Consider the following 26255-nt stretch of genomic DNA (forward strand, 5'->3'; position numbering starts at 1 on the left):
AGAGAAGCTGGCGGCCTAAACCATAAACGGTGTCCAGAATTACTTGACCAGTTCACTCTGCTGCCTTATGTGATCGTTCTATTGTGGGAACGGGCCATGCCCGTGACTTTTTCGCGGGCATGGCCCGCTCCCACAGTGATCTGCACATTCCGCTACAGCTTTGTTAGCGCCGACCTTCCCCTGGCCACAAGAGAGCCGAAATAGAACGGCCGGTGTGATCGCTCACACCGGCCGTTTTTATTTCCGCTAGCACGGGCCTCAGGTAAAGACGATTTCGTCACCCTCGACCTTGCCGATCACTGTGCTGCCGGGGTTGAACTTGCCAGCCAGGATCATCTGCGCCAGCGGGTTCTCGATCCAGCGCTGGATCGCCCGCTTCAATGGCCGTGCGCCGTACACCGGGTCGTAACCCACGGCAATCAGCTTGTCCATCGCCTCGTCGGACAATTCCAGGCTGAGCTCGCGCTCGGCCAGGCGCTGCAGCAGGCGCGACAGCTGGATACGGGCAATGCCGGCGATCTGCTCGCGGGCAAGCGGTTCGAACACCACCACCTCGTCGATACGGTTGACGAACTCCGGACGGAAGTGATTGCCCACCGCGTCCATGACCGCCGCGCGCTGCGCCTCGCGATCACCGACCAGCTCCTGAATCTGCGCGGATCCCAGGTTGGAGGTCATCACGATCACGGTGTTCTTGAAGTCCACGGTACGGCCATGGCTATCGGTCAGGCGACCATCCTCGAGCACTTGCAGCAGCACGTTGAAGACGTCCGGGTGAGCCTTCTCGACCTCGTCGAGCAGCACCACCGAGTAGGGTTTACGGCGTACTGCCTCGGTCAGGTAGCCGCCCTCCTCGTAACCGACATAGCCCGGTGGGGCGCCGATCAGACGAGCGACGGAATGCTTCTCCATGAACTCGGACATGTCGATGCGCACCAGAGCGTCTTCCGTATCGAAGAGGAACTCGGCCAGCGCCTTGCACAGTTCGGTCTTGCCGACACCGGTCGGGCCAAGGAACAGGAACGAGCCGCTGGGCCGGTTAGGGTCCGACAGGCCTGCCCGGGAACGACGCACGGCATTGGCGACGGCCACCACGGCCTCGTCCTGACCGATGACCCGCTGGTGCAGCAGCCCTTCCATCTTCAGCAGCTTGTCGCGCTCACCCTCGAGCATCTTCGACACCGGAATGCCGGTCCACTTGGAGACGACCTCGGCAATCTCTTCCTCGGTGACCTTGCTGCGCAGCAACTGGTTTTCGGTCTTGCCGTGCTGATCGACCATCTGCAGGCTGCGCTCCAGGTCGGGGATGATCCCGTACTGCAATTCGGCCATGCGGTTCAGGTCGCCCTTGCGGCGAGCCGCTTCGAGTTCGGTACGAGACTGTTCGATCTTTTGCTGGATCTGCGCCGAGCCCTGAACTTCGGCCTTTTCCGATTTCCAGATTTCATCGAGATCGGAGTACTCCTTCTCGAGCTTGGCGATGTCTTCCTGCAGTTTGACGAAGCGTTTCTTGGCCGCCTCGTCTTCTTCCTTCTTGAGCGCCTGGGCTTCCACCTTGAGCTGGATCAGACGACGGTCCAGTCGATCAAGCACCTCCGGCTTGGAGTCGATTTCCATGCGGATGCGGCTGGCGGCTTCGTCGATCAGGTCGATGGCCTTGTCCGGCAACTGGCGATCGGTGATGTAGCGATGGCTGAGCTTGGCCGCGGCGATGATCGCACCGTCGGTGATGGCCACCTTGTGGTGCACCTCGTAACGCTCCTTGAGGCCGCGCAGGATGGCAATGGTGTCTTCTTCGCTCGGTTCGTCGACCAGCACCTTCTGGAAGCGACGCTCCAGCGCGGCATCCTTCTCGATGAACTGGCGATACTCGTTCAGGGTGGTGGCGCCCACGCAGTGCAGTTCACCACGAGCCAGGGACGGCTTGAGCATGTTGCCAGCGTCCATGGCGCCCTCGGCCTTGCCGGCTCCGACCATGGTATGCAGTTCATCAATGAACAGAATGATGCGGCCTTCCTGCTTGGACAGTTCGTTGAGTACGGCCTTGAGGCGCTCCTCGAACTCGCCGCGGAACTTGGCACCGGCGATCAGCGAGCCCATATCCAATGACAGCAGGCGTTTGTCCTTGAGGCCGTCCGGCACTTCACCATTGACGATCCGCTGGGCCAGCCCTTCGGCAATGGCGGTCTTGCCCACGCCGGGCTCGCCGATCAGCACCGGATTGTTCTTGGTGCGGCGCTGCAGGACCTGGATGGTCCGGCGGATTTCATCGTCACGACCGATCACCGGATCGAGCTTGCCCTCTTCGGCACGCTTGGTGAGGTCGACGGTGTACTTGTCCAGCGCCTGACGGGACTCCTCGATATTGGGGTCATTCACCGCATCGCCGCCGCGCAGGTTGTTCACGGCGTTTTCCAGAGCCTTGCGGCTCACGCCCTGGCCGAGCAGAAGCTTGCCCAGCTTGGTGTTCTCGTCCATGGCGGCAAGCAGCACCAGTTCGCTGGAGATGAACTGGTCACCCTTCTGCTGCGACAGGCGATCGGCCTGGTTGAGCAGACGCGCCAGATCCTGGGACAGGCTCACATCGCCAGTCGGGTTCTGGATCTTGCCGAGGTGATCGAGCTCTTTGCTCAGGGCCTGGCGCAGGCCATTCACATCGAAGCCCACCTGCATCAGCAGCGGGCGAATGGAGCCGCCCTGCTGGTCGAGCAGCGCCAGCATCAGGTGCAGCGGCTCGATGGCGGAATGGTCGTGGCCGACAGCCAGGGACTGGGCGTCGGAAAGGGCAAGTTGCAACTTGCTGGTCAAACGGTCGATTCGCATGGCGTCATCCTTCCTCTTGGAGGCAGGCCGGCGCGATGGATGCGCCTAAATGAAGAACCTGCCGAGATGGAGCATAGATGAGGCCGATTGCGCGGGTTTCAAGCGGAGACGGTTTTGATAGGTGTCAGTGCAGTGACCGGCAACGCAACCGTCGTAGCATTTTGGCCCTGGAGCGAAGGTTGGCGGACGTTAACGCCAACGCATCGCGCCGAGGGCGACGCTCCCACGCAATCGTGAGCTAACACCGATCCGTGGGAGCCGCGACCTCGCGGCGATTGAGTCTGATAACGCCATTATTGCGGCATAACGCTGCCGAAATTGCGCTCAGCGATCCGCCAACCAGATCAGCGAAGCGAACCGGCCGGTCTGCGCGGCACTGCGGTAGGAGTAGAAGCGCGGGTCGTTGACGGTGCAGAACCCGCCGCCATACAGGGCGTTGATACCCCGGGCAGCGAGACGGATACGCGCCAACTGATAGATGTCCGCCATGAAGCGGCCAGCATTGGCGCTGGGCACGAAGGCGCTGGCGGCCTGGGCATGCACACTGACGAACGCCTCACGTACCTCGGGCCCGACCTCGAAAGCCTGGGGACCGATGGCCGGGCCGAGCCATACCAGGGTGTCGTCAGGCTCGATGGCCAGCGCATCCAGAGTGGCCTCCAGCACACCGTTCGCCAAACCACGCCAACCCGCATGGGCGGCGGCGACGCGGGTGCCGGCGCGGTCACAGAACAGCGCGGGCAGGCAATCGGCGGTCATCACCGTACAGGCAACGCCCGGCGTCGATGTCCAACTGGCATCGGCTTGCGCGACCGTTTCCGGGTCAGCCTGGGCGACGGCAATGCCATGCACCTGCTGCAGCCAGGCCGGACGGCAACCCAGCTGACTCAGCAGACGCTGACGGTTCTTGGCCACGGCTACTGGGTCATCCTCGACATGCTCGGCGAGGTTGAAGCTGTCGTAAGGTGCCGTGCTCACACCGCCAGCGCGGGTGGTCACGCAGGCCCGCACCCAACCTGGCGCGGGCCAATTGGGCGTCAACCAGTCATGGGCCTTGCCACTCATCCGATGAAAGCCTCGCGATCCTGACGCAGCAGCGTCAGCAACCAGACGAAGTCATCGGGCAGCGGTGACTGCCATTTCATCCGCTCACCGGTGATCGGATGATCCAGCTCGAGGAACCGAGCATGCAGGGCCTGACGCGGAAACTCCTTGAGGCTCTGCACCATGGTCTGGCTGGCGGCCGGAGGAATACGGAAGCGCCCGGCATACACCGGGTCACCCACCAGCGGATAGCCGATGTGGCTCATGTGCACGCGAATCTGGTGCGTGCGCCCGGTTTCCAGTTTGACCCGGCTGTGGGTATGCGAACGGAAACGCTCGAGTACGCGGTAATGACTGACAGCGGGCTTGCCGCCGTCGGTCACGGCCATGCGCTGGCGCTGCGAGGAGCTACGCCCGATGGGAGCGTTGATCTTGCCGCCGGCGGTGATCACGCCGATCACGATGCATTCATAGATACGGCTGACCGTACGCTTCTGCAACTGATCGACCAGGCGGGTCTGCGCCTCGATGGTCTTGGCCACCACCATCAGACCGGTGGTGTCCTTGTCGAGACGATGGACGATGCCCGCCCGCGGCACGTTGACGATATCCGGCACGTGATGCAGCAGCGCATTGAGCAGGGTGCCGTCGGCGTGCCCGGCAGCCGGATGCACGACCAGGCCAGCCGGCTTGTCGATCACCAGAATCTGCTCGTCTTCGTAGACGATGTTGAGCTCGATGTCCTGGGCGATCCATTCACCCTGGGCTTCCTGCTCGGCGGAGAGGGCCAGCACGGAGCCGCCGTGAACGATGTCACGGGGGCGCAGCACCTGACCGTCGACGGTCAGATTGCCCTCCTTGATCCAGCCGGACAGGCGCGAGCGCGAGTGCTCGGCGAACAGCTGGGCGGCGACTTGGTCGAGGCGTTGACCGCCCAGATCGTAGGGCACCTCGGCGGATAACTGAATGGCCTGCTTATTAATAGATGACATGCTCGGCAACGGCGGGGGCATAGCCTTTGGTTTCAGCTACACGCTTGTGGTTAAATACGGCGTCTTTGCCCCAGGGGTACCGGGGGCGCTCATCATAACAGGACGGCCCTGCCCAAGACAGCCGCCGTCCCAGGGACGCAAGCCGCCATGCAAGTGAAACACCTGCTGCTGATCGCCATCCTCGCACTCACCGCCGCCTGTTCGTCCAAGGAAGTCCTGGATGAAAACCTCAGCGAGGCAGAACTCTACCAGCAGGCTCAGCAAGATCTGGACAACGGTAGCTATACCAGCGCCGTTACCAAGCTCAAGGCTTTGGAGTCGCGCTACCCGTTCGGCCGCTACGCCGAGCAGTCGCAGCTCGAGCTGATCTACGCCAACTACAAGAACGCCGAGCCGGAAGCCGCGCGCTCCTCCGCCGAGCGTTTCATCCGCCTGCATCCGCAGCACCCGAACGTCGACTACGCCTACTACCTGAAGGGCCTGGCCTCGTTCGACCAGGACCGTGGCCTGCTGGCGCGCTTCCTGCCGCTGGACATGACCAAGCGTGACCCGGGCGCTGCCCGCGACTCGTACAACGAGTTCGCCCAGCTGACCAGCCGCTACCCGAACAGCCGCTACGCGCCGGACGCCAAGCAGCGCATGATCTACCTGCGCAACCTGCTGGCGTCCTACGAAATTCACGTCGCCCACTACTACCTGACTCGTCAGGCCTACGTCGCCGCAGCCAATCGTGGCCGCTACGTGGTGGAAAACTTCCAGGAAACGCCGTCCGTCGGCGACGGCCTGGCCGTGATGGTCGAGGCGTATCAGCGCCTGACCCTGGACGACCTGGCCGCGACCAGCCTGGAAACTCTGAAACTCAACTACCCGGATCACCCGAGCCTGGTCAACGGCGAGTTCGTGCCCCGCGAAGAGGAAGCCGACAGCCGCTCCTGGCTGGCCAAGGCCACACTGGGCCTGATCGAGAGCGATGTACCGCCTCCGCCTAGCCAGACCCAGGCTAGCCAGGATGTGATTCGTCAGTACGAAGAAGCCTCGGATCAGATCCCTGCCGAACTCAAGCCGGAAAACCAGACCGAGCAAAGCGATGAGCCGCAAGGCAGCAAACGCTCCTGGTTCAGCTACGCAACGTTCGGTCTGTTCGACTGATCAGCACCGCAACACACGAAATGCCAGTCGATCGACTGGCATTTTGCATTCCGGTCGAGCAAAAACGCTGACCAGGCAACTGTCCGCACACCCCTTCCTTGGCTAAACTGGCGCATTCCTCTATATGAAGAGAGCGTCATGGGCCTGTTCCGCCTGCTGTTCTGGATTGCCATCATCTTCGCCGTCATCTGGGTATGGCGCCGCTACGTCGGTGCGGCTCGCCGACGCCAGACGCCGCCACCGGCAGACACGCCGGCACCGATGGTGCGCTGCGCCCACTGCGGCGTGCACACGCCACAGCAGCATGCCGTACAGCTGGCAGAGCGCTGGTACTGCAGCCAGGCGCATCTCGAACAAGGCCGCAAGCCCGGTGCCCGATAAAGCCCTCGCACTGAGCGGCCTCCAGGGCCGGCGTATTTTCAGGCTGTACCACCTGTACCGCCTGCTCATCGGCGTCTTGCTGGTCCTGCTGGTCTCCGCCGACCTGGATGCAGAGCTGCTCCAACTGGCGCACGTGCCAATGTTCCGCGGCGCCAGCTGGCTGTACCTGATCCTCAATATCTTCGTCGCAGTGCTCATTCACAACCCGCGCAGCCTCATTCAAGTGTTCGGCGTGGCGCTGGTCGACGTCATTTTGCTGTCTGCACTGTTCTATGCCGGTGGTGGTACGCCCAGCGGTATCGGCAACCTGCTGATCGTTGCAGTGGCGATCGCCAATATCCTGCTGCGTGGCCGAGTGGGCGTATTGATCGCTGCGAGCGCGGCGATCGGCCTGATCTACCTGACGTTCTACCTCAGTCTCAACCATCCACAAGCCAGCAGTCAGTACGTGCAGGCCGCGGCCCTGGGCGCGCTGTGCTTCACCGCCGCCCTGTTCGTACAGGGTGTGACGCGGCGCCTGCAGGCCAGTGAAATCCTCGCCGAGCAGCGTGCCGCCGACGTGGCGGATCTGGAAGCCCTGAACAACCTGATCCTGCAGCGCATGCGTACCGGCATTCTGGTGGTCGACGAGCAGCATCGCGTGCTGCTGGCCAACCAGGGGGCCTTGAGCCTGCTGGGGCAAGAGCATCTGGCCGGCAAGATTCTCGACCCGCACTGCACAGAGCTGGTCAAGCGCCTGCAGTACTGGCAGGAAAATACCAGCCTGCGCCCAACCAGCTTGCAGGCACGTGTCGATGGCCCGACCCTGCAACCCAGCTTCATCGCCCTGCAACGCGGCGGCCAGCGCCACACGCTGATCCTGCTCGACGATATCTCGCAGATTGCCCAGCAGGCCCAGCAACTCAAGCTGGTCGCCCTCGGCCGACTGACCGCAGGCATCGCCCACGAGATTCGCAATCCGCTGGGCGCCATCAGCCACGCGGCGCAACTGCTTCAGGAGTCCGAGGACCTGCATGGGCCGGACAAGCGTCTGGCGCAGATCATTCAGGATCACTCGCGCCGCATGAACCTGATCATCGAAAACGTGTTGCAGCTGTCTCGACGCCGTCAGGCGGAGCCGCAGCTGCTCGACCTCAAGTACTGGCTGCACCGTTTCGCCGCAGAATTTCGCAGCACCGCCCCGACCACGAAAATTCTGCACCTGGCCATCGAAGGCAGCAGCATTCAGACGCGCATGGACCCCAACCAGCTGACCCAGGTGATCACCAACCTCGTGCAGAACGGCTTGCGCTACAGCGCTCAGCTCAATCCGCAGGGCCAGGTGTGGCTGAAACTGTTCCGCGACCCGCGCAGCGATCTGCCGGTACTCGAGGTGCTCGATGACGGCCCCGGCGTTCCTGCGGACCAACTGCATCACATCTTCGAGCCTTTCTACACCACGGAAAACAAAGGCACCGGCCTGGGCCTGTATATTTCCCGCGAGCTTTGCGAAAGCAACCAGGCTCATCTTCACTACAAACCACGCGAAGGCGGCGGCGCATGCTTCCGTATCACCTTCGCTCATCCGCGCAAAATGAGCTGAACGATGAATCGCCAGAGAGCCCTGATCGTCGACGACGAACCCGATATCCGCGAGCTGCTGGAGATCACCCTCGGACGCATGAAGCTCGACACGCGCAGCGCGCGCAACGTCAAGGAAGCGCGTGACTGGCTGGCCAAGGAGCCATTCGATCTGTGCCTCACCGACATGCGCCTGCCCGACGGCACCGGCCTGGATATCGTGCAGCACATCCAGCAGCGCTATCCGCAGACCCCGGTGGCCATGATCACTGCGTTCGGCAGCGTGGATACCGCGATCAACGCGCTCAAGGCAGGTGCCTTCGACTTCCTCACCAAGCCGGTCGACCTCGGCCGCCTGCGTGAACTGGTCGCCACCGCTCTGCGCCTGGGGGGCACGGACGATGAAGGAGCACCAGGCGCCAGCCGTCTGCTCGGTGAATCGCCACCGATGCGCGCGCTGCGTGCACAGATCCAGAAACTGGCGCGCAGCCAGGCGCCGGTCTACATCAGCGGCGAGTCTGGCAGTGGCAAGGAGCTGGTAGCGCGCCTGATCCACGAACAGGGGCCGCGCCGGGAGCGCGCCTTCGTGCCGGTCAACTGTGGCGCCATTCCATCGGAGCTGATGGAAAGCGAGTTCTTTGGCCACAAGAAAGGCAGCTTCACCGGCGCCATCGAAGACAAGCAGGGCCTGTTTCAGGCGGCCAACGGCGGCAGCCTGTTCCTCGACGAAGTGGCCGATCTACCGCTCGCCATGCAGGTCAAGCTGCTGCGGGCGATCCAGGAGAAGGCCGTTCGCAGTGTCGGCGGCCAGCAGGAGGTGGTGGTGGATACCCGCATCCTCTGCGCCACCCACAAGGATCTCGCCGCCGAAGTGGCTGCCGGACGCTTTCGCCAAGACCTGTACTACCGCCTCAATGTCATCGAACTGCGCGTACCGCCACTGCGTGAACGCCGCGAAGACATCCCACTGCTCGCCGACGTCATGCTCAAGCGCCTCAACGAGGGCATCGGCCTGCCACCCGTGAAGCTCGATGGCCCGGCCCTGGACAAGCTGAAGAGCTACCGCTTCCCGGGTAACGTGCGCGAACTGGAAAACATGCTGGAGCGCGCCTACACGCTGTGTGAAGGCGATGTGATCTGTGCCAACGACCTGCGCCTGGCCGACGCCTCATCTGCCGGCGAGAACGGCGATGCCAGCCTGGCACAGATCGACAACATCGAGGACTACCTGGAAGACGTCGAGCGCAAACTGATCATGCAGGCCCTCGAAGAAACCCGCTGGAACCGCACCGCCGCAGCCCAGCGCCTGGGCCTGAGCTTCCGCTCGATGCGCTATCGACTGAAGAAGCTCGGGATCGACTGACCGCAGCGCCACTCAGGACGACCGTGCCTGACGGCGCTACGCCAACCGCCCCGATGGCGCATAAGGAGCAGGATCGATGATCGGCTCCCGCCCCAGCATCAGGTCCACCAGCAACTGGCAGGACGCTGGTGCCAGCACCAGGCCATTGCGGTAATGCCCGCAGTTCAACCACAGGCCCTCGTGGCCGGACACCTCGCCAATGAACGGAATGCCTTCGGGCGAACCGGGCCGCAACCCAGCCCAGTGCCCAACCACTTGGGCATCCTTCAGCGCCGGCAGCAAGGCTTCGGCCGACGCGCGCAAGCTGCTCAGGGCGTCGGCGGTGGGGGTCTTGTCGAAGCCGGCGTGCTCAAGCGTACTGCCCACCAGGATATGACCGTCACGGCGAGGAATCGCGTAGCGCCCACGGGCCAGCACCATGCTCGGCAGAAAATCTTCGGCGCATTTGAACAGGATCATCTGCCCCTTCACCGGCTCTACCGGTAATGCCAGCCCGAGACTACGCAGCACTTCGCCGCTCCAGGCCCCCGCCGCCACTACCACCTGCTCGCCCAACGACTCTCCGTCGGCGGTACGCACGCCGACAACCCGATCGACATCGCGCACGAAACCTTCAACCGGACTGTTTTCGATCAGCGTGACGGCAGGCATTGCCTGCAGTGCCATACGCAGCGCTTTCACCAGGCGCGGGTTGCGGACATTGGCCACGCCCGACATGTAAATGGCGCGTTGAAACCCCTCGCCCAATGGCGCAACGGCGGCGTAAGCGGAGTCGACGGAAACTTCATGCAAGGGTCGCCCTTCACGCTGCGCCCAGGCCAGCGCCTCGGCCTGATCTTCCAGATCCAGCCAGTACAGCCCGGTGATATGCACCTCGGGATCCAGACCCGTCTGGGCCAGTAACCGCTGACCAAGCCCGGGGTAGAAATCCTGAGACCAGTGGGCCAGCGCCGTCACCGCCTGGCTGTAACGCCAGGGATACAGCGGCGAAACGATTCCGCCGCCCGCCCAGGATGCCTCGCCACCCAAGGGCCCTCGGTCGAGCAGCGTCACCCGCTTGCCTGCCGCAGCCAGTTGATAGGCCGACAACAACCCGATGACCCCGCCGCCAACAACGATCACATCCGCACGCACAACTCACCCCATCGCATGAACGGCAAACCTTGACAGCGACACCTCAGGGTCTAAACAGAAAAGGCAGGCCAGGAAGGCCGCCAATGATACGCGCAAAGGGATTTGCATCATGAACGGAGATCAACAGAAGGCGTTCAGCCTCGTGGAATGGCTGGCTACGCTTGCCCTTCTTCTGACCCTGGTTAACCTCGCCATGCCATCGTTCGCGAGCTGGATGGAAAGCAGGCGCCAGGCAATCGCCCTCGACCTGCTCACCCAGTACATCCAGAAAACCCGCGCCAAGGCCGTTCTCTTCGGACGCCCCCATCGGCTGTGCGGCTCCAGCGACGGAGAGGCCTGCGACGGTGATTGGGCCGGCTACTGGCTGATTACCACGACAGGTAGCGACCCCACCCTGCTGCGCCAGCAACAGGCACCCACGAAGAACCTCTGCTGGTCCGGTTTCAGCAGTGACAGCATTCACTTCCACCCCAACGGCACCAGCTGGAAAAGCAACGGCACCTTCTCCTTCTGCAATGCGAACGGCCCCCATCGGCAGCTGATCCTCAACCGCCAGGGTCGCCTGAAACATGACAGCGGCCACAAATCGAAATGTTGCTAGACCGGCCATCCGCGCCGCGGAACCGATCATCTCCAGCCGCAAGACAGGCAACAACGGAGCCGTCAGGATTCGCTTGCCCTCCTGTATTCAGACTGGACAACCATGCCAAGACTCTCGGATAGCCAGCCATCGGCGTACTCGCATACGCAGCGTGGCTTCACCCTGATTGAGCTAATGATCATCATCGCTCTGGTCGGCATTTTTGCAGCCATCGCAGTGCCAAGTTTCACTCAGTTCATCAACAAGAGTCGTACTCAGTCGTTCAACAACGAGCTGCTGGAGTTGCTGCAATTCGCCCGCGCCAGCGCAGTCGAGCGGCGCACCTTCGTCAGGGCCTGCAAGGAAGACACTGCCTGGACAGTGAAGAAGGCCTGTACCGATACCGATGTCATCCGCCGGCTGGACATTCCGTCCACCATCACGGCAACCACGACAACCACCCCGATCAGCTTTCGCTACAACGGGAGCGGCACAGAGGCAACGCTCGTGACTTGTCAGGGAACAGATTCAGCGAATGGCTTCACCATCGACGTCAAGCCTAGCGGCAGCATCCAGGCTTGGCCACGGGGCAAGAATGGGACCAGCAGCGATATGAGCAAGTGCCAGTGAAGGGGCGAATGGCGATGAGCAAACACAATCGGGGATTCAGCCTGATCGAGGTATTGGTGGCGCTGGTGCTGACCACGGTCGGCGTGCTGGGCATGGTCGCTCTGCAAGGACGTAGCGTGCAGTACTCGCAAGACTCCGTGCAGCGTAACGTGGCCGTGGATCTGGCCAGCGAACTGATCGAGATCATCCGTACCAACCCAGGCGAAACCTTCAATAATACTGCACCACAGTTCCCAATGAACAATGGACTCAAGTCCAGTTCGATCTTCTACAAAGCCAAAACTGCCGACTTCTCCGATACCGCCGCATGCGTGTCCAGCGCTACCGTCATAGCCAAGACCGCAAAAGAGCAGCGCGACTGCTGGGCCAGCAAAGCCAAGGCTTTACTGCCGGGTGGCTCGACGGTATTCGTCAGCGATTCGTATATCTGTCGTAGCAGCAGCGCAGGCAATTGCAACGGTCAAGGCTCGATGATCGAAATTCGCCTCGCCTGGCAGGTTCGTGAAGGCACCTGCCTGGACGCGGCGGATACCAACAACTCTTCCACCATCTGTACCTACACCGTGCGAGTGCAGCCATGAGCGATATCAAGCGCCAATATGGCCTATCGATGATCGAGCTGCTGATTGCGCTGGCGATCAGCAGTTTCCTGATCCTCGGCATTACTCAGGTCTATATCGATAACCAGCGTCATTACCTGTTCCAGCAGAGCCAAAGCGGCAATCTGGATAGTGGCCGCTTCGCGTCACTGCTAATAGATCAGTATCTGGGCAAGGCCGGCTATCGCCGTACACCGTCGAGTTTGGAGGAGCTTGCCTTTCCTCAGCGTGAAGCATCGGGGGGCTGCATGAGCTTCGCTGCGGGGGCCTCGATTACCGGCCTGGACGCTTCGGAAGGAACAGGGTTCTGCCTGCGCTATCAACCTCAGGTAAGTGGCGATCTCGATTGCCAGGGCGTGGCCAGCAGCACCACATTCACTCAGGCCTTCCCGCCGAACCTGACCGCAAGTGATCTGATCGTCCTAGCCTTCAAATACGAACCGGGAGCGTCCACCGAACTGCAGAACGGCAGGCTTCTCTGCAAGAGTCTGAACGCGACTACACCTCAATTTACCGAACAGCTCACAGGCATCGCTGATATGCGCGTGGACTTCGGCATCGGCAGCGCCGATGTACTGTCGAAAGAAGTCACCTCTTTCGTCCCGCAAAAAGACTGGACCACGAGCTCTGGCGCCATCCGTAGCGTGCGCTACTCCCTTTTGATGGCAAGCCGCACCGGGCAACGCGATAGTGACGACTCGAAAATACTCGCCGACTGGCTGGTCTCAGCCCCTAACACCACCAAAACGCGCCTGCAGAACGGTGACAGCAAACGCATCTACCAAGTTGTGGGAAGCACCCAGACCGTCAGGAACCTAATGCCATGACTCAACTTTCTGATCGCCACTCGCAAAACGGGGCCGTCCTGGTCGTCGCACTTGTGATGTTGCTCGTACTGACGCTAATGGCTGTTGGCAGCATGCGTGGTACCACGCTGGAAAGCCGTATCACTGCAAACAGAGCCCACGATACTCAACAGCAAAGTGCAGCCGATGCAGCACTTCGCGAAGCAGAGTTCCGCTATTACGGCCCTGCCAACTTGGCAGACAAGCTGGAAGGGAAGATGGCCAACTGTCAAATAACAAATACGCTGAAGGCCAATGGCCTCAACAAACCTTGCCTCTTGGCCATCAATGACGCAGACCTACTCAATTTCGTGGATAAGCCTTGGCTGACCAAAGACAGTTTTCTCAAGAGCGAATCGACTCAGAGCCTGCTATGGATGCCCTATCGCGGGACGGACGCAGCCAATCAGACGGTAGCTGGTAACCGAGAAACAGGCTCCACGCAGACAACGTATTGGAACAGTACGCGCGCATTAACCGTGGGCAATGCTGCGGTGAACGCGGAGTACGGCATGGTCGCGGAAGGCCAGGGCACCTATTACTACCTTAACAATGCCAAGGCGGACGATCAGGTTTACCTGCAATCGACTCACGCCAATATCTATCTTGGCCTGAACAATTGAGAGCCAGCATGATGAAATCCCGTAGACTTACATCCTGCGCCAAAGCACTTTCATATGCGGCTTTCGGTATAACAATGCTGCATGGTGCAACGAGCTATGCAGCCGTATCACAAAGCCCGGTGAGCCTGACCATTGGCGTCCCACCGAACATGTTGTTGACGCTGGATGACTCGGGAAGCATGCGTTTTGCGTTTGCGCCAGACGGCATTAGTGGTACTTCTGCGACGAGACGCGCCAAATCAAGTGCCTACAACCCACTTTCCTACAACCCCAGCGCTACCTACGAAGCACCTACTATCTTCACGACAGCGGGTGCTGAACAACAATTGACGACTAGTTTCACTCAGGCCTGGCATAACGGATTCAACACTGCGGTAGGCTCGGTCGATCTCAGCGGAGCCAACTATCGCCCAACCTGGGACGTTCCCATTACCAGTGCTCCTTCGAGCTTCAGCTACACCAATTCGACCAACTATTCAGGTACTGGCGTCGTATTTCGTCTGGGCTCGAACCCTAGCGCGGACTTCGAAACGTCTGTAACCATGGCCAATAATGGGACCACGACCAGAACCGTTGGCACCATTACCTTCACCTTCGTCCGCACGACCAATAACAGGGGCGTTGTTTCCTGCACAGCTACCGCCAGCAGTACCGCTTGGGCCGCTGCAATCAACGCGCCGTGCACACCGGGCAATAACAACGTACTCACTGCCACGCTCACTCAAACCCCGACGCCGGCGTACTACTACGTATACGATTCAAGCCTCACCACCGGATGCAGCACCGCTAATGACGCGTGCTACAGGCTGAGGTTTGTCGGCAGCGCAGAGCAGCAGAACTTTGCCAACTGGTATTCTTTCTACCGCAATCGTGCACTTGCAACCATTTCTGCCGCAGCCTTGGCCTTCTACAACGTGTCTCCGTCCGTGCGCCTGAGCTGGCAGGGGCTGAATCGCTGCACAACCTTCACCGGCTCGGACAGCGACTGCGGCAACAATGCCTTCAAGGCCTATAACCCGACACACAAAGGTCAGCTGTATAACTGGTTGCGGACCATGACCTTCGACCAAGGCACTCCATTGCCCGTGGCCATGAAACGAGCTGGTGACTTCTACCAGACCACTACGCCATGGCAAGCTTTTCCCAATGCAACCGGCAATACCACTCAGAACACCTACGCCTGTCGCCCCAGCTATCACATCATGATGACCGATGGCGTATGGAACTCTGCGGCAACCGAACCTGGTAGCTTTCGGCACGACGCAGCCACCTTCACCCTGCCTGACGGCACCCCGTTCGTGCGCCGCGCGCCCTACTACGACAGCACGGCCAATACGCTCGCGGATTTGGCCATGCACTACTGGGCGACAGACCTCAACCCCAATCTGGCCAACAAACTGAAGGACTATACCCCCTTCAAAAGTGGCGACAGTACGACAGACTACTGGGATCCACGCAACGACCCGGCCACTTGGCAGCACATGACGAACTTCACAATGGGACTTGGCCTCACCCAGTCCCTCGATCAGAGCAATATTCCATGGGCTGGTAGTACCTTCACAGGTAGCGGATACAACGCCCTCGCTGCGGGCACGGTCAACTGGCCCGCAGCGGGGACAACCGCGACCAGCGCTAACGTCTACGACCTTTGGCACGCTGCAATCAACTCAAGAGGCGAGTTCTTCAGCGTGGACAGTCCTGAGGCAATGGTTCAGGCCTTTGCGGAAATTCTCTCCCGCATCGCTGATCGCAAATCTTCGGCTGCCCGGCCGGCAATCAATTCAGGCCAGGTCAGTACCGACGAAAACAATAACGGCACAGTCAAAACGGTGTCTTACCAGACATCCTATGCAAGCGATGAAAACTGGTCTGGCGATGTCAAGCGCTTCGAAAAAACCTGGAATGCCCAGACCAGTACCCTGGAGACCAGAGAGGTCTGGAGCGCCAAAGCGAAGGTACCAGGCGCACGCAGTATCTTTATCGCAGGTTCGAGCAATACAGGCCTTGCACCCTTTACAGCGACCAATGCGGCGTTGACCAGCTATTCGGGAACCACGTTGCTAACGTACCTGAACCGAGACCCAGAAAATGCCAACGCCACCGATAGCAAAGCCGCCGGCCGGATCAGCTACCTAAGCGGCGATCGTGCCGGCGAGGGCAGCACCTACAGACAGCGTAGTGGCGTACTCGGCGATTTCTATTCGTCAACACCTGCGGTGGTTCTGGATACACTTCGCAATCTCGAACAATTTTCCAATAGACTAGAAGGCAACACTGCATACACCACTTTCAAAACACAGATCTCCGGGCGTTCGCCGCGAATTTATGTCGGCGGCAACGCGGGAATGCTTCACGGCTTCAACGCACAAACAGGTGTTGAAGAATTTGCATTCATACCCTCGGCCGTTTTCCCAAAACTCAACAAACTAACGGGCAGTAACTACAGCCATGAGTTTTATGTCGATGGATCGCCTGTAGTGGCAGACGTCTATGACGGAACAGAATGGAAAACTATATTGGTCGGTACACTGAAGGCTGGTGGAAAGTCCATATTCGCTCTGGACATCACTAATCCTGGGCAGGAAAAACTGCTCTGGCAGTTCGATGAGAACAGCATTACGGCAGGCGATGCCGTGAAGATGGGATACAGCTTTTCACAACCCACGATCGCTCGTCTACATACCGGCAAGTGGGCAGTGGTCTTCGGCAACGGCTACGAAAGCGCTGGAAATACAAATGGCAAGGCAGCTCTTTTCATTCTCGACGCAATGAACGGCAGCCTGGTTCAAAGCCTTGAAGTACAAGGTACAACAGGTGTTGCAAACGGCCTGTCAACACCTCGACTGTCCGACTATAACGCCGACGGTACCGCTGACTACGCTTACGCGGGCGATTTACAAGGCAACATGTGGCGTTTCGATCTATTGCGCGCAACTCAAGACAGAGACAATCCCTTCAAAGTCACGAACGATGTTCCTGCGAGCGCCTTTAAAGTCGGCTTCCGTGGAAACCCGCTATTCAAAGCATCCGCCGACAACGCCGGCACTCAGCGCCAAGCAATTACGTCAGCACCAAGCCTGTTGCTGCATCCTAGCGGCACTGGATATCTGATCGTCTTCGGCACCGGCCGTTTCTTCGATACTGCCGACAAGGAAGGTGACAAGAGCATGCCGCAGACCGTATATGGCATCTGGGATAAACAAACGTTAGGGGAAACAGCCAGCAACCCTAACATCTCTCGCTCGAGCCTGCAGGCACAGAGCATTATCACAACCTCAACTGTATCCGGCGATGGCCCCGCGACTCAGGGTCGGGTTATCAGTAACAATACCGTTCGCTGGCAGCAAACTACCGACTCGTCGGGCGGTACGCTGGCAGCTCAGAATGGCTGGTATTTGAATCTGGTACAGACTGATGGAGAGATGGTGGTAGAAAACATGTCGCAATTGGGCCGCACCATTTTCTTCCAGTCTCTGGTGCCCAATAGTGACCCCTGCCTCGACGGTGCCGGCAACTGGACCTACGCGCTCAATCCGTACACTGGTGGCAGGACCACTCAGAAAGCATTCGACTACACATCAAGTGCGGATGTCGGCACGAAGATCATTTCAGCCGTTCGCCAGGATGGTGAGGGCGGCGGTACGCTGTCGCAAACCCCCAATAGCGGCTTTCAATACTGCACAGGCCAGTCGTGCATAAACATCTACCCGGACCCAACCAGCATCGGCCGTCAAGCCTGGCGCCGTACGGAGGACAAGGAATGAATCGCCTCAGAAGTAGCGCAGGGTTGTCAGGTCGCCGTAACGGCCAAGCCGGCTTCACCCTGATCGAAATGATGGTCGTGGTTGTCATTGTCGGCATCCTGGCGGCCATCGCCTACCCGAGCTACACCCAGTACGTGCAGCGCGGCCACCGTACCGAAGGCCAGGCGCTGTTGAATGATGCGGCGGCCAGGCAGGAGCGCTACTTCAATCAGAATAACGCGTACGTCACCGCTGCCGCCGATATCGGCAAGCTTGGGATGAACCTCTCGAGCAACAGGTCGGCTACGGGGAAATACGTCTTCTCGGTGAGCAAGGCCGATGGTGATGGCGGTTATACCCTTACGGCCACCCAGCAGTTCAACGACACCAAGTGCGGCAACCTGACGTTGACGGCTAGCGGTACGCGCGGCGTAAGCGCCTCAGGAGCCAGCGTGAGCGACTGCTGGCGTTGAGGCCACGGCTGTATCGCTCGATGAAAACCGCGCCTGGCGCGGTTTTTTTTGGTCCAGATTTCGCTACACCACGATCAACCAGCAGCCTCCCGCTGGAATATCCAGAAGCACACTGCACCGCCCCCCGAGCCGAGCGCCTCAGAGATCCCTGTCTATAGTTAAGGAAATAGGCCGATCACGGCGCCACGAGCTCTCGCCATGAAGCACACCCACAGCGTTGACAGTGCCCCCATCCAGGCTTTCGCCTGGAACAGGGGCCGGCCATGTCGGCAATCGATGTTCGAGCGGCACCGGCACCTTCCGCGCCTCGCCAGCGTTGAGCGCACACCGGCCCGGATATTCTTGCCTGCCCCCTGTGAATGCAGTCATGACCGTCTATAAAGCGCCGAAGGCCGCCATGAGTTGCCCTCCACCCCCAAGCATCCTCAGGGGGCGCGTCTGCGATAGACCCTCCCCCGTCCCGTGGCAGCACACCAGCAGCGATAGCCGCGTCATCGATTCACCCTCCTCACGGCCGGATAACGATCCGAGCTTCTACTTGCCGCGCCATCACGTGCCGGCGAAGCCTCACGCCATTCGTCATCGACACGCCAGCAGTGACGCTGGCGAGCGACGAGAGGTACCTGATTCAGGAAGAACTATCTGCAGTTGGCGCAAGCCTATACCTGAAGACGTTCGAGCGATGGAGAGCCGGCAGGATGAAATCTCTTACAGCCATCTTGGGCGTTAAGACGCTTTTTCACACCGTTGCCGGTATTGCCTTGCTGAGTGCTGCGAACAGTTACGCAGCCGTCTCGCAGAGCCCGCTAAGCCTAACCACGGGCGTTCCGCCCAACATGCTGCTGACGCTCGATGACTCGGGAAGCATGCGCTGGGGATTCGCGCCAGACGGGCTGAGTACCGAATCAGCTACTCGCCGCGCCAAGTCGAGCGCCTACAACCCGATCTACTACAACCCTTCTGCGACTTACGATGCACCGGTGGTCTTCGATGCAGCCGGCAACGAACAGCAATTGGCGACCTCGTTCACCCAGGCCTGGCATAACGGTTTCAGAACGACAGTGGGTTCGACCAATCTGAGTGGTGCGGGCTATCGAGTCGCCTGGGACGTACCCATTACCACGGTCCCTGGGAGTACCAGCTACAACTATGGCGACGTCAGCAACTACGCTCAACCGACAGGCACCGTCTCCAGGCTGGCCGATAACCCGAGCGCCGACTTCTCCGCCACGGTCGGCCTTGGCACGCTGTTCGCCACCCAGGTGACATCGCCCGGAGGCATCCAATTCACCATTACGCCGATCCTGATCGGCGTACTCGGCTGTACGGCAGTGGCCAGCTATCCCGGTGTTTTTTCCGGGCTCACGGCCGATTGCAGCAGAACGGCCACCGGTTACACAGCAACGCTGGTCAGGCGAGCGGTTCCCGCCTACTACTACATCTACGATTCGAGCAGAGCCAGCAATTGCAACGCCGGCAACGACAGTTGTTATGCCTTGCGATTCGTCGGTAGCGGTGAGCAGGCGAACTTCGCGAACTGGTACTCCTTCTATCGCAATCGTGCACTTTCGACCATCTCTGCAGCAGCTCTGGCGTTCTACAATCTCTCGCCATCCGTGCGACTGAGCTGGCAGGGTCTGGGCCGCTGCACCACGTTCGACGGCAGCGATACCACCTACTGCAGAAACAACGCCTTCAAGGCATATACACCCGCACACAAGGGTCAGCTATACGCCTGGCTGCAAAACATCGCCTTCGATCAAAGCACCTACCTTCCGGCGGCGATGAAACGGGCTGGAGAGTTCTACAGAACGACCACTCCCTGGCAGGCATTTCCCAATGCCGCCGGCACCAACACCACCCAGAACACTTACGCCTGTCGCGCCAGCTATCACATCATGATGACCGATGGGCAATGGAACGAAGCGGCCAGTGCGCCCAGTAACTTCCGCCATGATGCGGCGACCTTCACGCTCCCCGATGGCAGGGCATTCACTCAGCGTGCGCCCTACTACGACAGTACCGCCAACACGCTGGCCGACCTGGCGATGCATTATTGGGCAAGCGACCTGAACCCCAATCTGAGCAACGACATCACGGCCTACATCCCCTACAAGACGGGTGATACCACCACCGACTACTGGGACCCGCGTAACGATCCGGCGACCTGGCAACATATGACCAACTTCACCATGGGCCTGGGGCTGACCCAATCACTGACGCAGAGCAACATCCCCTGGGGGGGCAGTACATTTGCCGGCAGCGGATATGCCGCGTTGGCAGCGGGTACGGCCTGGCCAGCTGCAGCGGCCAACGCCACGGACGCCAACGTCTACGATCTGTGGCATGCCGCGATCAATTCACGGGGCGAATTCTTCAGCGTGGACAGCCCCGATGCCATGGTTCAGGCCTTCGCGGACATTCTTTCGCGCATTGCCGACCGTAAATCCAGTGCAGCCCGTCCCGCCATCAATTCGGGACAGGTCAGCTCGGATGAAAGCGGCACACAAACCGTGTCCTATCAAACCTCCTACGCCAGCGATGACAACTGGTCAGGCGATGTGAAACGCTTCGAGAAACGCTGGAATTCGGTGACCAATACCATCGACACCGTCGAAGTCTGGAGCGCGAAAACCAAGGTACCGGCATGGTCCCAACGCAGGATAAAAATCGCCAGCCCAGCGTCGATCAACACGAGCGGTCTGCAGGATTTCAATGCCACCAATGCGGCACTCAGCCTGTATTCAGGCAGCACCCTGCTCGCCTATCTGACAAGAAACCCGGAAAACGGCCTGACGGATACCCTGGCTGCCTCGCGGGTCGACTACCTGCGTGGCAACCGAACGGGAGAAGGCACCACGTTCCGCCGCCGTAGCGGACTGCTGGGCGACTTCTACTCCTCCAGCCCAGCCGTGGTCTCGGGCGCTCGTTATCTGGAGCAATTCTCCAATCGCCTGGAGGGCAATACGGCCTACACCACCTTCAAGGCCAGCATCGCCAATCGCACACCTCGCATCTACGTAGGCGGCAACGCAGGGATGTTGCACGGCTTCAATGCCCTGACGGGTGTCGAGGAGTTCGCCTTCATCCCGTCCTCGGTATTCCCGAAACTGAACAAGTTGACCGGTTCCAATTACTCCCACGAATTCTACGTAGACGGCTCGCCAGTGGTCGCTGACGTATACGACGGCACCACCAGGCAATGGCGGACCATTCTGGTCGGCACATTGAAGGGCGGAGGAAAATCCATCTTCGCACTGGACGTCACCACGCCAGGCAGTGAAAAACTGCTCTGGCAATTCGACGAGAACAGCATCACAGCCGCCAACGCCGTGAAAATGGGCTACAGCTTTTCCCAACCGACCATTGCCCGCCTGCACAACGGCAAATGGGCGGTGGTGTTCGGCAACGGCTACGAAAGCGCGGGCAACACCAACGGCAAGGCAGCGCTGTTCGTTCTCGACGCCATGCAGGGTACGGTGCTCAGGAGCCTGGAGGTACAGGGCACCAGTGGCATAGCCAATGGCCTCTCGACGCCCAAGCTGGCTGACTACAACGCGGATGGGGTCGCCGACTACGCCTATGCTGGCGACCTGCAGGGCAACATGTGGCGCTTCGATCTGCTGCGCAGCAATCGCAACAACACAAGCCCCTTCACAACCGCTGATGACGCAGCTGCAGCAGCCAGCGAATTCAAGGTTGGCTTCGGCGGCAACCCATTGTTCAAGGCGAGTGCGGACAATGCCGGCACGCAACGCCAGCCGATCACCTCGGCGCCAAGCCTGGTCGCTCACCCAACCGGTACCGGCTATATGGTGGTGTTCGGCACCGGCCGCTTCTTCGACAGTGACGACAAGGACGGAGACAAGAGCATGCCGCAGAGCGTCTACGGAATCTGGGACAAGCAGACCCTCGGTGAAGTGGCGAACAACCCGTCCATCAACCGCAACAACCTGCAGCAACAGAGCATTACCAACACGGTTACGGCAACGACCACCGACGGCGCAAACCGTCAGGCCCGGGTGATCAGTAACAACAGCGTCCGCTGGCAGGCCAGCACCTCTGGCGGCTCGACACTGCCGGCACAAAACGGCTGGTACCTGAATCTGGTGCAGAGCGATGGCGAGATGGTGGTGGAGAACATGTCGCAGCTCGGTCGCACCCTGTTCTTCCAGTCACTGACGCCGAACAGCGACCCTTGCGGTGACGGCGCCAGCAGTTGGACCTACGCCATTAACCCGTTCACCGGGGGCAGAACCTCCCAACGCGCATTCAACTACACCCCGTCGAGCCTCAACAGCGGCACCGGCACCTCCATCGTTTCGGCGGTTCGTCAGGATGGCGAAGGGGGTGGCACCCTTGCGCAGAATCCTGACAACAGTTACCAGTACTGCACTGGGCAGGAGTGCATCACGGTCTACCCGGATCCCTCGAGCATTGGCCGGCAGAGCTGGCGCCGTGTCGAGGAAAGGGAATGAAGTACGTCGGTAAATTGCCAGGCATGCGTATCGGGTGAGTCACGCAATCTGCCCGTACGGATCAGGGTGACGACCAACAGTCCATGCAGTGATCAGCCGCCTGCAAATGACGTGGCCGTTGTGTGCGCAACTGAGGCACCTTGCGGGCTGCCTTCACAACACGATCGTCCATCGTCAACCACACCTCCCCCGCTACTGCTACTATCTCCCTCTGTCATTCGATGCGACCAAATCGCCAGTATTGGGGTCGTATGCCGATAACGAAACAACAACGGATCGATGATGCAGGACAACCCGATTTGGACGCTTCCACCGCGCAAGCAGCGCAGCCGCCTGGCTGAAGACCTGGTGGTGAAGATTTCCCAGCATATGCGCGACGGTACGCTCAAGCGTGGCGAGAAGCTGCCGGCTGAGCTGGATATCATGAGGGCCGAGGGGGTGAGCCGCACGGTGGTGCGCGATGCGCTATCACGCCTGCAGGTGGCGGGGCTGGTGGAGACTCGCCGCGGGGTCGGGACTTTCGTTTGTGATATGCCTGCGGCGCCTGAGCTGCAGCTCGGGCCGGCGACCATCAGCACGGCTCAGGATGTACTCGAGCTGCTGGAGCTGCGCATGAGCCTGGAAGTTGCCACGGTGGGCCTGGCAGCGCAGCGGCGTACGCCGGTTTCGCTGAAGGAGATCCGCGTTGCGCTGGACGCCTTGCAGCAAGGCACCGTGCAGCTGCCAGCCGGCCTGCCGATCAGTGCGGACTTTCAATTTCACATCAAGATCGCCAAGGCCGCACAGAACTCTCACCTGCTCGACATCATGAAGCACCTGGGCGCCAAGCAGATCCCGCGCAACAAGTTCAACTCGGCCTACAAGGCTCACGAGGACGGCGAGGCGTACAAGGACAACTTGAGCATCGAGCACGAGATGATCTACGAGTCCATCGCCCGTGGCGATGTCGACTGCGCCCGTGCGGCCATGCAACTGCATCTGATCAACAGTCGCGAGCGCCTGCTCAAGGCTCAGCGTCGAGGCTGATACGCCGCGACTGCTGTACAAAACGGCGGCCTGCCTGTGAATCAAGGCGCCGCACCCCACGGCGAATAAACCGGCAATCTCGATAGCAGGGCGCGGCCACCATCGCCTCGCCCGCAAGCGGGCTCCTACACTGGCGAACGAAACGGACGCCTGCGGACTCTTCACCTTGCGATGTCGAGCCCTCGGGCGTCCGTTATTGGCACCTGCGTGCGCTCTTGATTACATGAAGTTGTACTGAACCCCGATGCGCCAGCGCATCTGGCGATCATCCTCGGTGGGGCTCACGCGTACGTCACCGATTTCGATGAAGGGCGCCCAGGACTTGTCCAGCTTGTATTTGACGATCAGGTTCTGCTCGTAGTCGCTCTTCTTGTTGTCGTAACGGATGTAGTCGGTATCGAAGTAGATGTACTGGTACTCGTAGGACAGCTTGCCGGCCGGGGTATAGCCGATCCAGCCCTCGTAGCGCTGGGTATTGCGGTTGTCGGAGCCGCGATCCGGGACGTCTTCATCGATCCGGTCGCGGTTCAGCTTCAGCGCATCGAAGCGGTAGCGGGCGGCGACATAGAACTGGTCACTCAGCTTGCGGGTGTACTTGAGGCCGAACTTGTAGGTCGTGCCGTTCTCGTTGCTGTCCAGCTGGATCGCCGGTTGCCAGGTCGACACCGCGCTGTACTTGTACTGGTAGCTGGTGGTCAGTTCGTGGCCGCTCGACACGGTGTTGTCGAAAGCGACGTCCTTGCGGTCCCCGGCGGTGCGGTACTTCAGCTCGCCTTCGAATCCCCAGCCATTGTCCATGCGGTAGGACAGTTTGACCCGGTCGGCGTGCATGCTGTCGTCGTCGAGAAACTGGTGGCGATAGTTGATCGAGGCACTGTCGGCCAATGCACTGCCGGCAGCGGCAGTGGACAGCAGGCAAACGAGTAGACGCAGTGTGAGAGTTTTCTTGGTCATGATGATCTTCTTGTTGTTTTCTATGGGTTGAGTGTGTGTTGCCCGGTTTTCAGGCAAAGCGCCGCCCTGCAGCGCTTTGTCCGCATGTTCGAATCGCTGTGTGGGCCATCGCGCAGGCGAGTCCGTGCCGCGGGCCTGCAAGCCCGTGTTGGAAAATCGGCAGGGGAGCTCGCGCTAATGCGCGGTGCAGAGCGCTCAGGTGCTGGCGGGCACCCGAGGCTTGCGGGTTATGCCGTCAAGGCGGTGCAACGGCACCGATGTCACGGCTGGCATCGACCAGCAGTTGGGTGTAGGCGTGCTCGGCACGGTTCTGCGCCAGCAAGCCGGTGTCGAGTGTTTCCACGATGCGCCCGTGCTGCATCACGGCAACCCGGTCACAGAGGTGGGCGACCACGCCCAGGTCATGGGTCACCAGCAGGTAGGTCAGGCCTTCCTGCTCGCGCAGGTCGGAGAGCAGGTTGAGGATCTCCGCCTGCACCGACACGTCGAGCGCCGAGGTCGGCTCGTCGAGCAACAGCACCCGCGGCTCGAGGATCAGCGCCCGGGCGATGGCCACCCGCTGCCGCTGGCCACCGGACAACTGGTGGGGGTAGCGATAGCGGAAGCTGTCGTTGAGGCCGACCTTGTTGAGGATCGAGGTGACCCGGTCCCCCCGATCACCGATGCCGTGCACGCTGAGCGGCTCGCTCAGTGCCGAGTCGATGGTGTGGCGCGGGTGCAGCGAGCCGTAGGGGTCCTGGAAGACCATCTGCACCTGGCGAAAGTGCGCCAGATCCAGCTTGTGGCGCAGGCCCCGACCAGCAACGCTCAGGTGCCCTTCCCAATGTCGGTACTGCCCGGCCAGGCAGCGCAGCACCGTGGTCTTGCCCGAGCCGGACTCGCCGACCAGGCCAAACGATTCGCCCTCTTCGACGCGCAGGGCAACGTCGTAGAGCACCTGATTGCGCGCCGCACTGACGCCGAAACTGAGATTGAGTGAATCCACTTCGATCATGGCCATGGGTGCGTACTCAATGGGTCAGCCAGAGGGGATCGCGCTGCAGGTTGGGCAGGCGCGGACGAGGTCGGTCGATGTTCGGCAAAGCGGCCAGCAGGCCCTGGGTGTAGGGATGCTTGGCGTTGTCCAGGTCGGCGGCATCGAGTGCCTCGACCACGCGGCCGGCGTACATCACCAGCACCCGATCGCAGAAACTGCGCACCATGTTGAGATCGTGGCTGATCAGGATCAGGCCCAGATCACGCTGCCCGACCAGTTCATCGAGCACGCTGAGCACCTGGCGGCGAACCGAGACGTCCAGCGCCGAGGTGGGCTCGTCGGCGACGATGATTTCCGGGTCGGTGATCACCATCATGGCGATCATGATGCGCTGCGCCATGCCGCCGGAGACTTCGTGCGGGTAGAGGCCGTAGACCCGTTTGGGATCACGGATGTGCACCTTGTCGAGCATGTCCAGCACCCGCTCGCGGGCGTCGGCGCGGCTGGCGCGGTGATGCGCCAGGTAAGCTTCGGCGATCTGCTCGCCGACACGCACCACGGGGTTCAGCGAGTACTTGGGGTCTTGCATGATCATCGAGATGCGCTTGCCGCGAATCGCCTGAATCTGCTTTTCGCTGGCACCGAGCAGGTCGACCTCGCCGAGCGTCATGGTCTTCGCGGTGATACGCGCGCTGGCCGGATGCAGGCGCAACAGGCTGCGCCCCACGGTGGACTTGCCAGAGCCGGACTCACCGACGATGGCCAGCTTTTCGCGGCCCAGGCTGAAGGACACGTTGCGAACCGCGTCGACCTCCTTGCGGCCGCTGGTGAAGCGTACGCAGAGGTCGTTTACTTCCAGTTTGATAGCGGACATGGGGCCTC

Annotated in this window: 20 protein-coding genes; 13 read left to right on the plus strand and 7 right to left on the minus strand. The window is 60.6% G+C overall.

The features are described 5' to 3' along the window. Positions 1-258: 258 nt before the first annotated feature. The 3 genes from clpB to rluD all read right to left on the minus strand — a co-directional run bounded on the left by clpB (position 259) and on the right by rluD (position 4859). Positions 259-2823 carry an ATP-dependent chaperone ClpB gene (gene clpB, locus QRN22_RS22370; protein WP_042553346.1) on the minus strand — a complete coding sequence of 855 codons (2565 nt, stop codon included), beginning with the start codon at positions 2821-2823 and terminating at the stop codon, positions 259-261. A 324-nt stretch (positions 2824-3147) separates the two neighbouring features. Further along, positions 3148-3888: a peptidoglycan editing factor PgeF gene (pgeF, locus tag QRN22_RS22375; RefSeq protein ID WP_042553345.1), complete on the minus strand. Its 741-nt coding sequence runs from the start codon at positions 3886-3888 to the stop codon at positions 3148-3150. Then, positions 3885-4859 carry a 23S rRNA pseudouridine(1911/1915/1917) synthase RluD gene (gene rluD / locus QRN22_RS22380; protein WP_042553344.1) on the minus strand — a complete coding sequence of 325 codons (975 nt, stop codon included), beginning with the start codon at positions 4857-4859 and terminating at the stop codon, positions 3885-3887. The genes pgeF and rluD overlap by 4 nt, the downstream gene beginning before the upstream one ends. 147 nt (positions 4860-5006) lie before the next feature. On the opposite strand from rluD, the gene QRN22_RS22385 reads away from it, so the two are divergent. From QRN22_RS22385 to QRN22_RS22400, 4 genes are all read left to right on the plus strand, one after another. Further along, on the plus strand, positions 5007-6008 hold the full coding sequence (locus QRN22_RS22385) for an outer membrane protein assembly factor BamD (RefSeq protein ID WP_042553343.1): 1002 nt from the start codon (positions 5007-5009) through the stop codon (positions 6006-6008). A gap of 138 nt (positions 6009-6146) precedes the next feature. Beyond that, complete coding sequence (locus QRN22_RS22390; RefSeq protein ID WP_042553342.1) at positions 6147-6389, plus strand: PP0621 family protein; 243 nt, start codon at positions 6147-6149, stop codon at positions 6387-6389. Further along, positions 6379-7971 carry a sensor histidine kinase gene (locus QRN22_RS22395; RefSeq protein WP_042553341.1) on the plus strand — a complete coding sequence of 531 codons (1593 nt, stop codon included), beginning with the start codon at positions 6379-6381 and terminating at the stop codon, positions 7969-7971. The genes QRN22_RS22390 and QRN22_RS22395 overlap by 11 nt, the downstream gene beginning before the upstream one ends. A 3-nt stretch (positions 7972-7974) precedes the next feature. After that, positions 7975-9312 (plus strand): sigma-54-dependent transcriptional regulator, encoded by a 1338-nt coding sequence (locus QRN22_RS22400; RefSeq protein WP_042553340.1) that lies wholly within the window; start codon positions 7975-7977, stop codon positions 9310-9312. A 36-nt stretch (positions 9313-9348) separates the two neighbouring features. Here the strand turns inward: QRN22_RS22400 and thiO are convergent, their stop codons facing one another. After that, the gene (gene thiO / locus QRN22_RS22405; RefSeq protein ID WP_042553339.1) at positions 9349-10446 is read right to left on the minus strand and encodes a glycine oxidase ThiO; all 1098 of its coding nucleotides are present in this window, start codon (positions 10444-10446) and stop codon (positions 9349-9351) included. 109 nt (positions 10447-10555) lie between these two features. Here thiO and QRN22_RS22410 point away from each other — a divergent pair, with 109 nt between their 5' ends. From QRN22_RS22410 to QRN22_RS22450, 9 genes are all read left to right on the plus strand, one after another. Next, positions 10556-11047: a GspH/FimT family pseudopilin gene (locus tag QRN22_RS22410; protein ID WP_042553338.1), complete on the plus strand. Its 492-nt coding sequence runs from the start codon at positions 10556-10558 to the stop codon at positions 11045-11047. A gap of 102 nt (positions 11048-11149) precedes the next feature. After that, positions 11150-11656 (plus strand): GspH/FimT family pseudopilin, encoded by a 507-nt coding sequence (locus QRN22_RS22415; protein ID WP_042553337.1) that lies wholly within the window; start codon positions 11150-11152, stop codon positions 11654-11656. A gap of 14 nt (positions 11657-11670) precedes the next feature. Continuing rightward, on the plus strand, positions 11671-12237 hold the full coding sequence (gene pilV, locus QRN22_RS22420) for a type IV pilus modification protein PilV (protein WP_373565131.1): 567 nt from the start codon (positions 11671-11673) through the stop codon (positions 12235-12237). Next, positions 12234-13082, plus strand: a complete 849-nt coding sequence (locus QRN22_RS22425; RefSeq protein ID WP_042553335.1) for a PilW family protein — start codon at positions 12234-12236, stop codon at positions 13080-13082. The genes pilV and QRN22_RS22425 overlap by 4 nt, the downstream gene beginning before the upstream one ends. Further along, positions 13079-13723, plus strand: a complete 645-nt coding sequence (locus QRN22_RS22430; RefSeq protein WP_042553334.1) for a PilX N-terminal domain-containing pilus assembly protein — start codon at positions 13079-13081, stop codon at positions 13721-13723. Before QRN22_RS22425 ends, QRN22_RS22430 begins: the two co-directional genes overlap by 4 nt. Positions 13724-13731: 8 nt before the next feature. After that, positions 13732-17487 carry a pilus assembly protein gene (locus tag QRN22_RS22435; RefSeq protein WP_231570140.1) on the plus strand — a complete coding sequence of 1252 codons (3756 nt, stop codon included), beginning with the start codon at positions 13732-13734 and terminating at the stop codon, positions 17485-17487. Continuing rightward, entirely contained in the window at positions 17484-17939 is a 456-nt protein-coding gene (locus tag QRN22_RS22440; protein WP_042553333.1) for a type IV pilin protein, read from the plus strand. Before QRN22_RS22435 ends, QRN22_RS22440 begins: the two co-directional genes overlap by 4 nt. 866 nt (positions 17940-18805) lie before the next feature. Then, positions 18806-22417 (plus strand): pilus assembly protein, encoded by a 3612-nt coding sequence (locus tag QRN22_RS22445; protein WP_231570139.1) that lies wholly within the window; start codon positions 18806-18808, stop codon positions 22415-22417. Between the two features lie 282 nt (positions 22418-22699). Further along, on the plus strand, positions 22700-23443 hold the full coding sequence (locus QRN22_RS22450; RefSeq protein ID WP_042553332.1) for a FadR/GntR family transcriptional regulator: 744 nt from the start codon (positions 22700-22702) through the stop codon (positions 23441-23443). Positions 23444-23662: 219 nt separating this feature from the next. Here QRN22_RS22450 and QRN22_RS22455 read toward each other — a convergent pair whose 3' ends face one another. The 3 genes from QRN22_RS22455 to QRN22_RS22465 all read right to left on the minus strand — a co-directional run bounded on the left by QRN22_RS22455 (position 23663) and on the right by QRN22_RS22465 (position 26247). Beyond that, positions 23663-24397, minus strand: coding sequence for an oligogalacturonate-specific porin KdgM family protein (locus QRN22_RS22455; RefSeq protein WP_082045758.1), 735 nt, complete (start codon positions 24395-24397; stop codon positions 23663-23665). A 235-nt stretch (positions 24398-24632) separates the two neighbouring features. Continuing rightward, positions 24633-25397 (minus strand): ABC transporter ATP-binding protein, encoded by a 765-nt coding sequence (locus tag QRN22_RS22460; protein WP_042553331.1) that lies wholly within the window; start codon positions 25395-25397, stop codon positions 24633-24635. Positions 25398-25407: 10 nt separating this feature from the next. Next, positions 25408-26247 carry an ABC transporter ATP-binding protein gene (locus QRN22_RS22465; protein WP_042553330.1) on the minus strand — a complete coding sequence of 280 codons (840 nt, stop codon included), beginning with the start codon at positions 26245-26247 and terminating at the stop codon, positions 25408-25410. Between the last annotated feature and the right edge of the window lie 8 nt (positions 26248-26255).

The sequence above is a fragment of the Pseudomonas sp. MEJ086 genome (genome assembly GCF_030209025.1).
Classification (GTDB): Bacteria; Pseudomonadota; Gammaproteobacteria; order Pseudomonadales; family Pseudomonadaceae; genus Aquipseudomonas; species Aquipseudomonas fulva_A.

Coding starts and splice junctions, on each gene's coding strand:
- clpB (WP_042553346.1), bottom strand. CDS start 2,823: ATGCGAATCGACCGTTTGACCAGCAAGTTGCAACTTGCCCTTTCCGAC.
- pgeF (WP_042553345.1), bottom strand. CDS start 3,888: ATGAGTGGCAAGGCCCATGACTGGTTGACGCCCAATTGGCCCGCGCCA.
- rluD (WP_042553344.1), bottom strand. CDS start 4,859: ATGTCATCTATTAATAAGCAGGCCATTCAGTTATCCGCCGAGGTGCCC.
- QRN22_RS22385 (WP_042553343.1), top strand. CDS start 5,007: ATGCAAGTGAAACACCTGCTGCTGATCGCCATCCTCGCACTCACCGCC.
- QRN22_RS22390 (WP_042553342.1), top strand. CDS start 6,147: ATGGGCCTGTTCCGCCTGCTGTTCTGGATTGCCATCATCTTCGCCGTC.
- QRN22_RS22400 (WP_042553340.1), top strand. CDS start 7,975: ATGAATCGCCAGAGAGCCCTGATCGTCGACGACGAACCCGATATCCGC.
- QRN22_RS22410 (WP_042553338.1), top strand. CDS start 10,556: ATGAACGGAGATCAACAGAAGGCGTTCAGCCTCGTGGAATGGCTGGCT.
- QRN22_RS22415 (WP_042553337.1), top strand. CDS start 11,150: ATGCCAAGACTCTCGGATAGCCAGCCATCGGCGTACTCGCATACGCAG.
- pilV (WP_373565131.1), top strand. CDS start 11,671: ATGAGCAAACACAATCGGGGATTCAGCCTGATCGAGGTATTGGTGGCG.
- QRN22_RS22425 (WP_042553335.1), top strand. CDS start 12,234: ATGAGCGATATCAAGCGCCAATATGGCCTATCGATGATCGAGCTGCTG.
- QRN22_RS22430 (WP_042553334.1), top strand. CDS start 13,079: ATGACTCAACTTTCTGATCGCCACTCGCAAAACGGGGCCGTCCTGGTC.
- QRN22_RS22435 (WP_231570140.1), top strand. CDS start 13,732: ATGATGAAATCCCGTAGACTTACATCCTGCGCCAAAGCACTTTCATAT.
- QRN22_RS22440 (WP_042553333.1), top strand. CDS start 17,484: ATGAATCGCCTCAGAAGTAGCGCAGGGTTGTCAGGTCGCCGTAACGGC.
- QRN22_RS22445 (WP_231570139.1), top strand. CDS start 18,806: ATGCGCTGGGGATTCGCGCCAGACGGGCTGAGTACCGAATCAGCTACT.
- QRN22_RS22450 (WP_042553332.1), top strand. CDS start 22,700: ATGCAGGACAACCCGATTTGGACGCTTCCACCGCGCAAGCAGCGCAGC.
- QRN22_RS22455 (WP_082045758.1), bottom strand. CDS start 24,397: ATGACCAAGAAAACTCTCACACTGCGTCTACTCGTTTGCCTGCTGTCC.
- QRN22_RS22460 (WP_042553331.1), bottom strand. CDS start 25,397: ATGGCCATGATCGAAGTGGATTCACTCAATCTCAGTTTCGGCGTCAGT.
- QRN22_RS22465 (WP_042553330.1), bottom strand. CDS start 26,247: ATGTCCGCTATCAAACTGGAAGTAAACGACCTCTGCGTACGCTTCACC.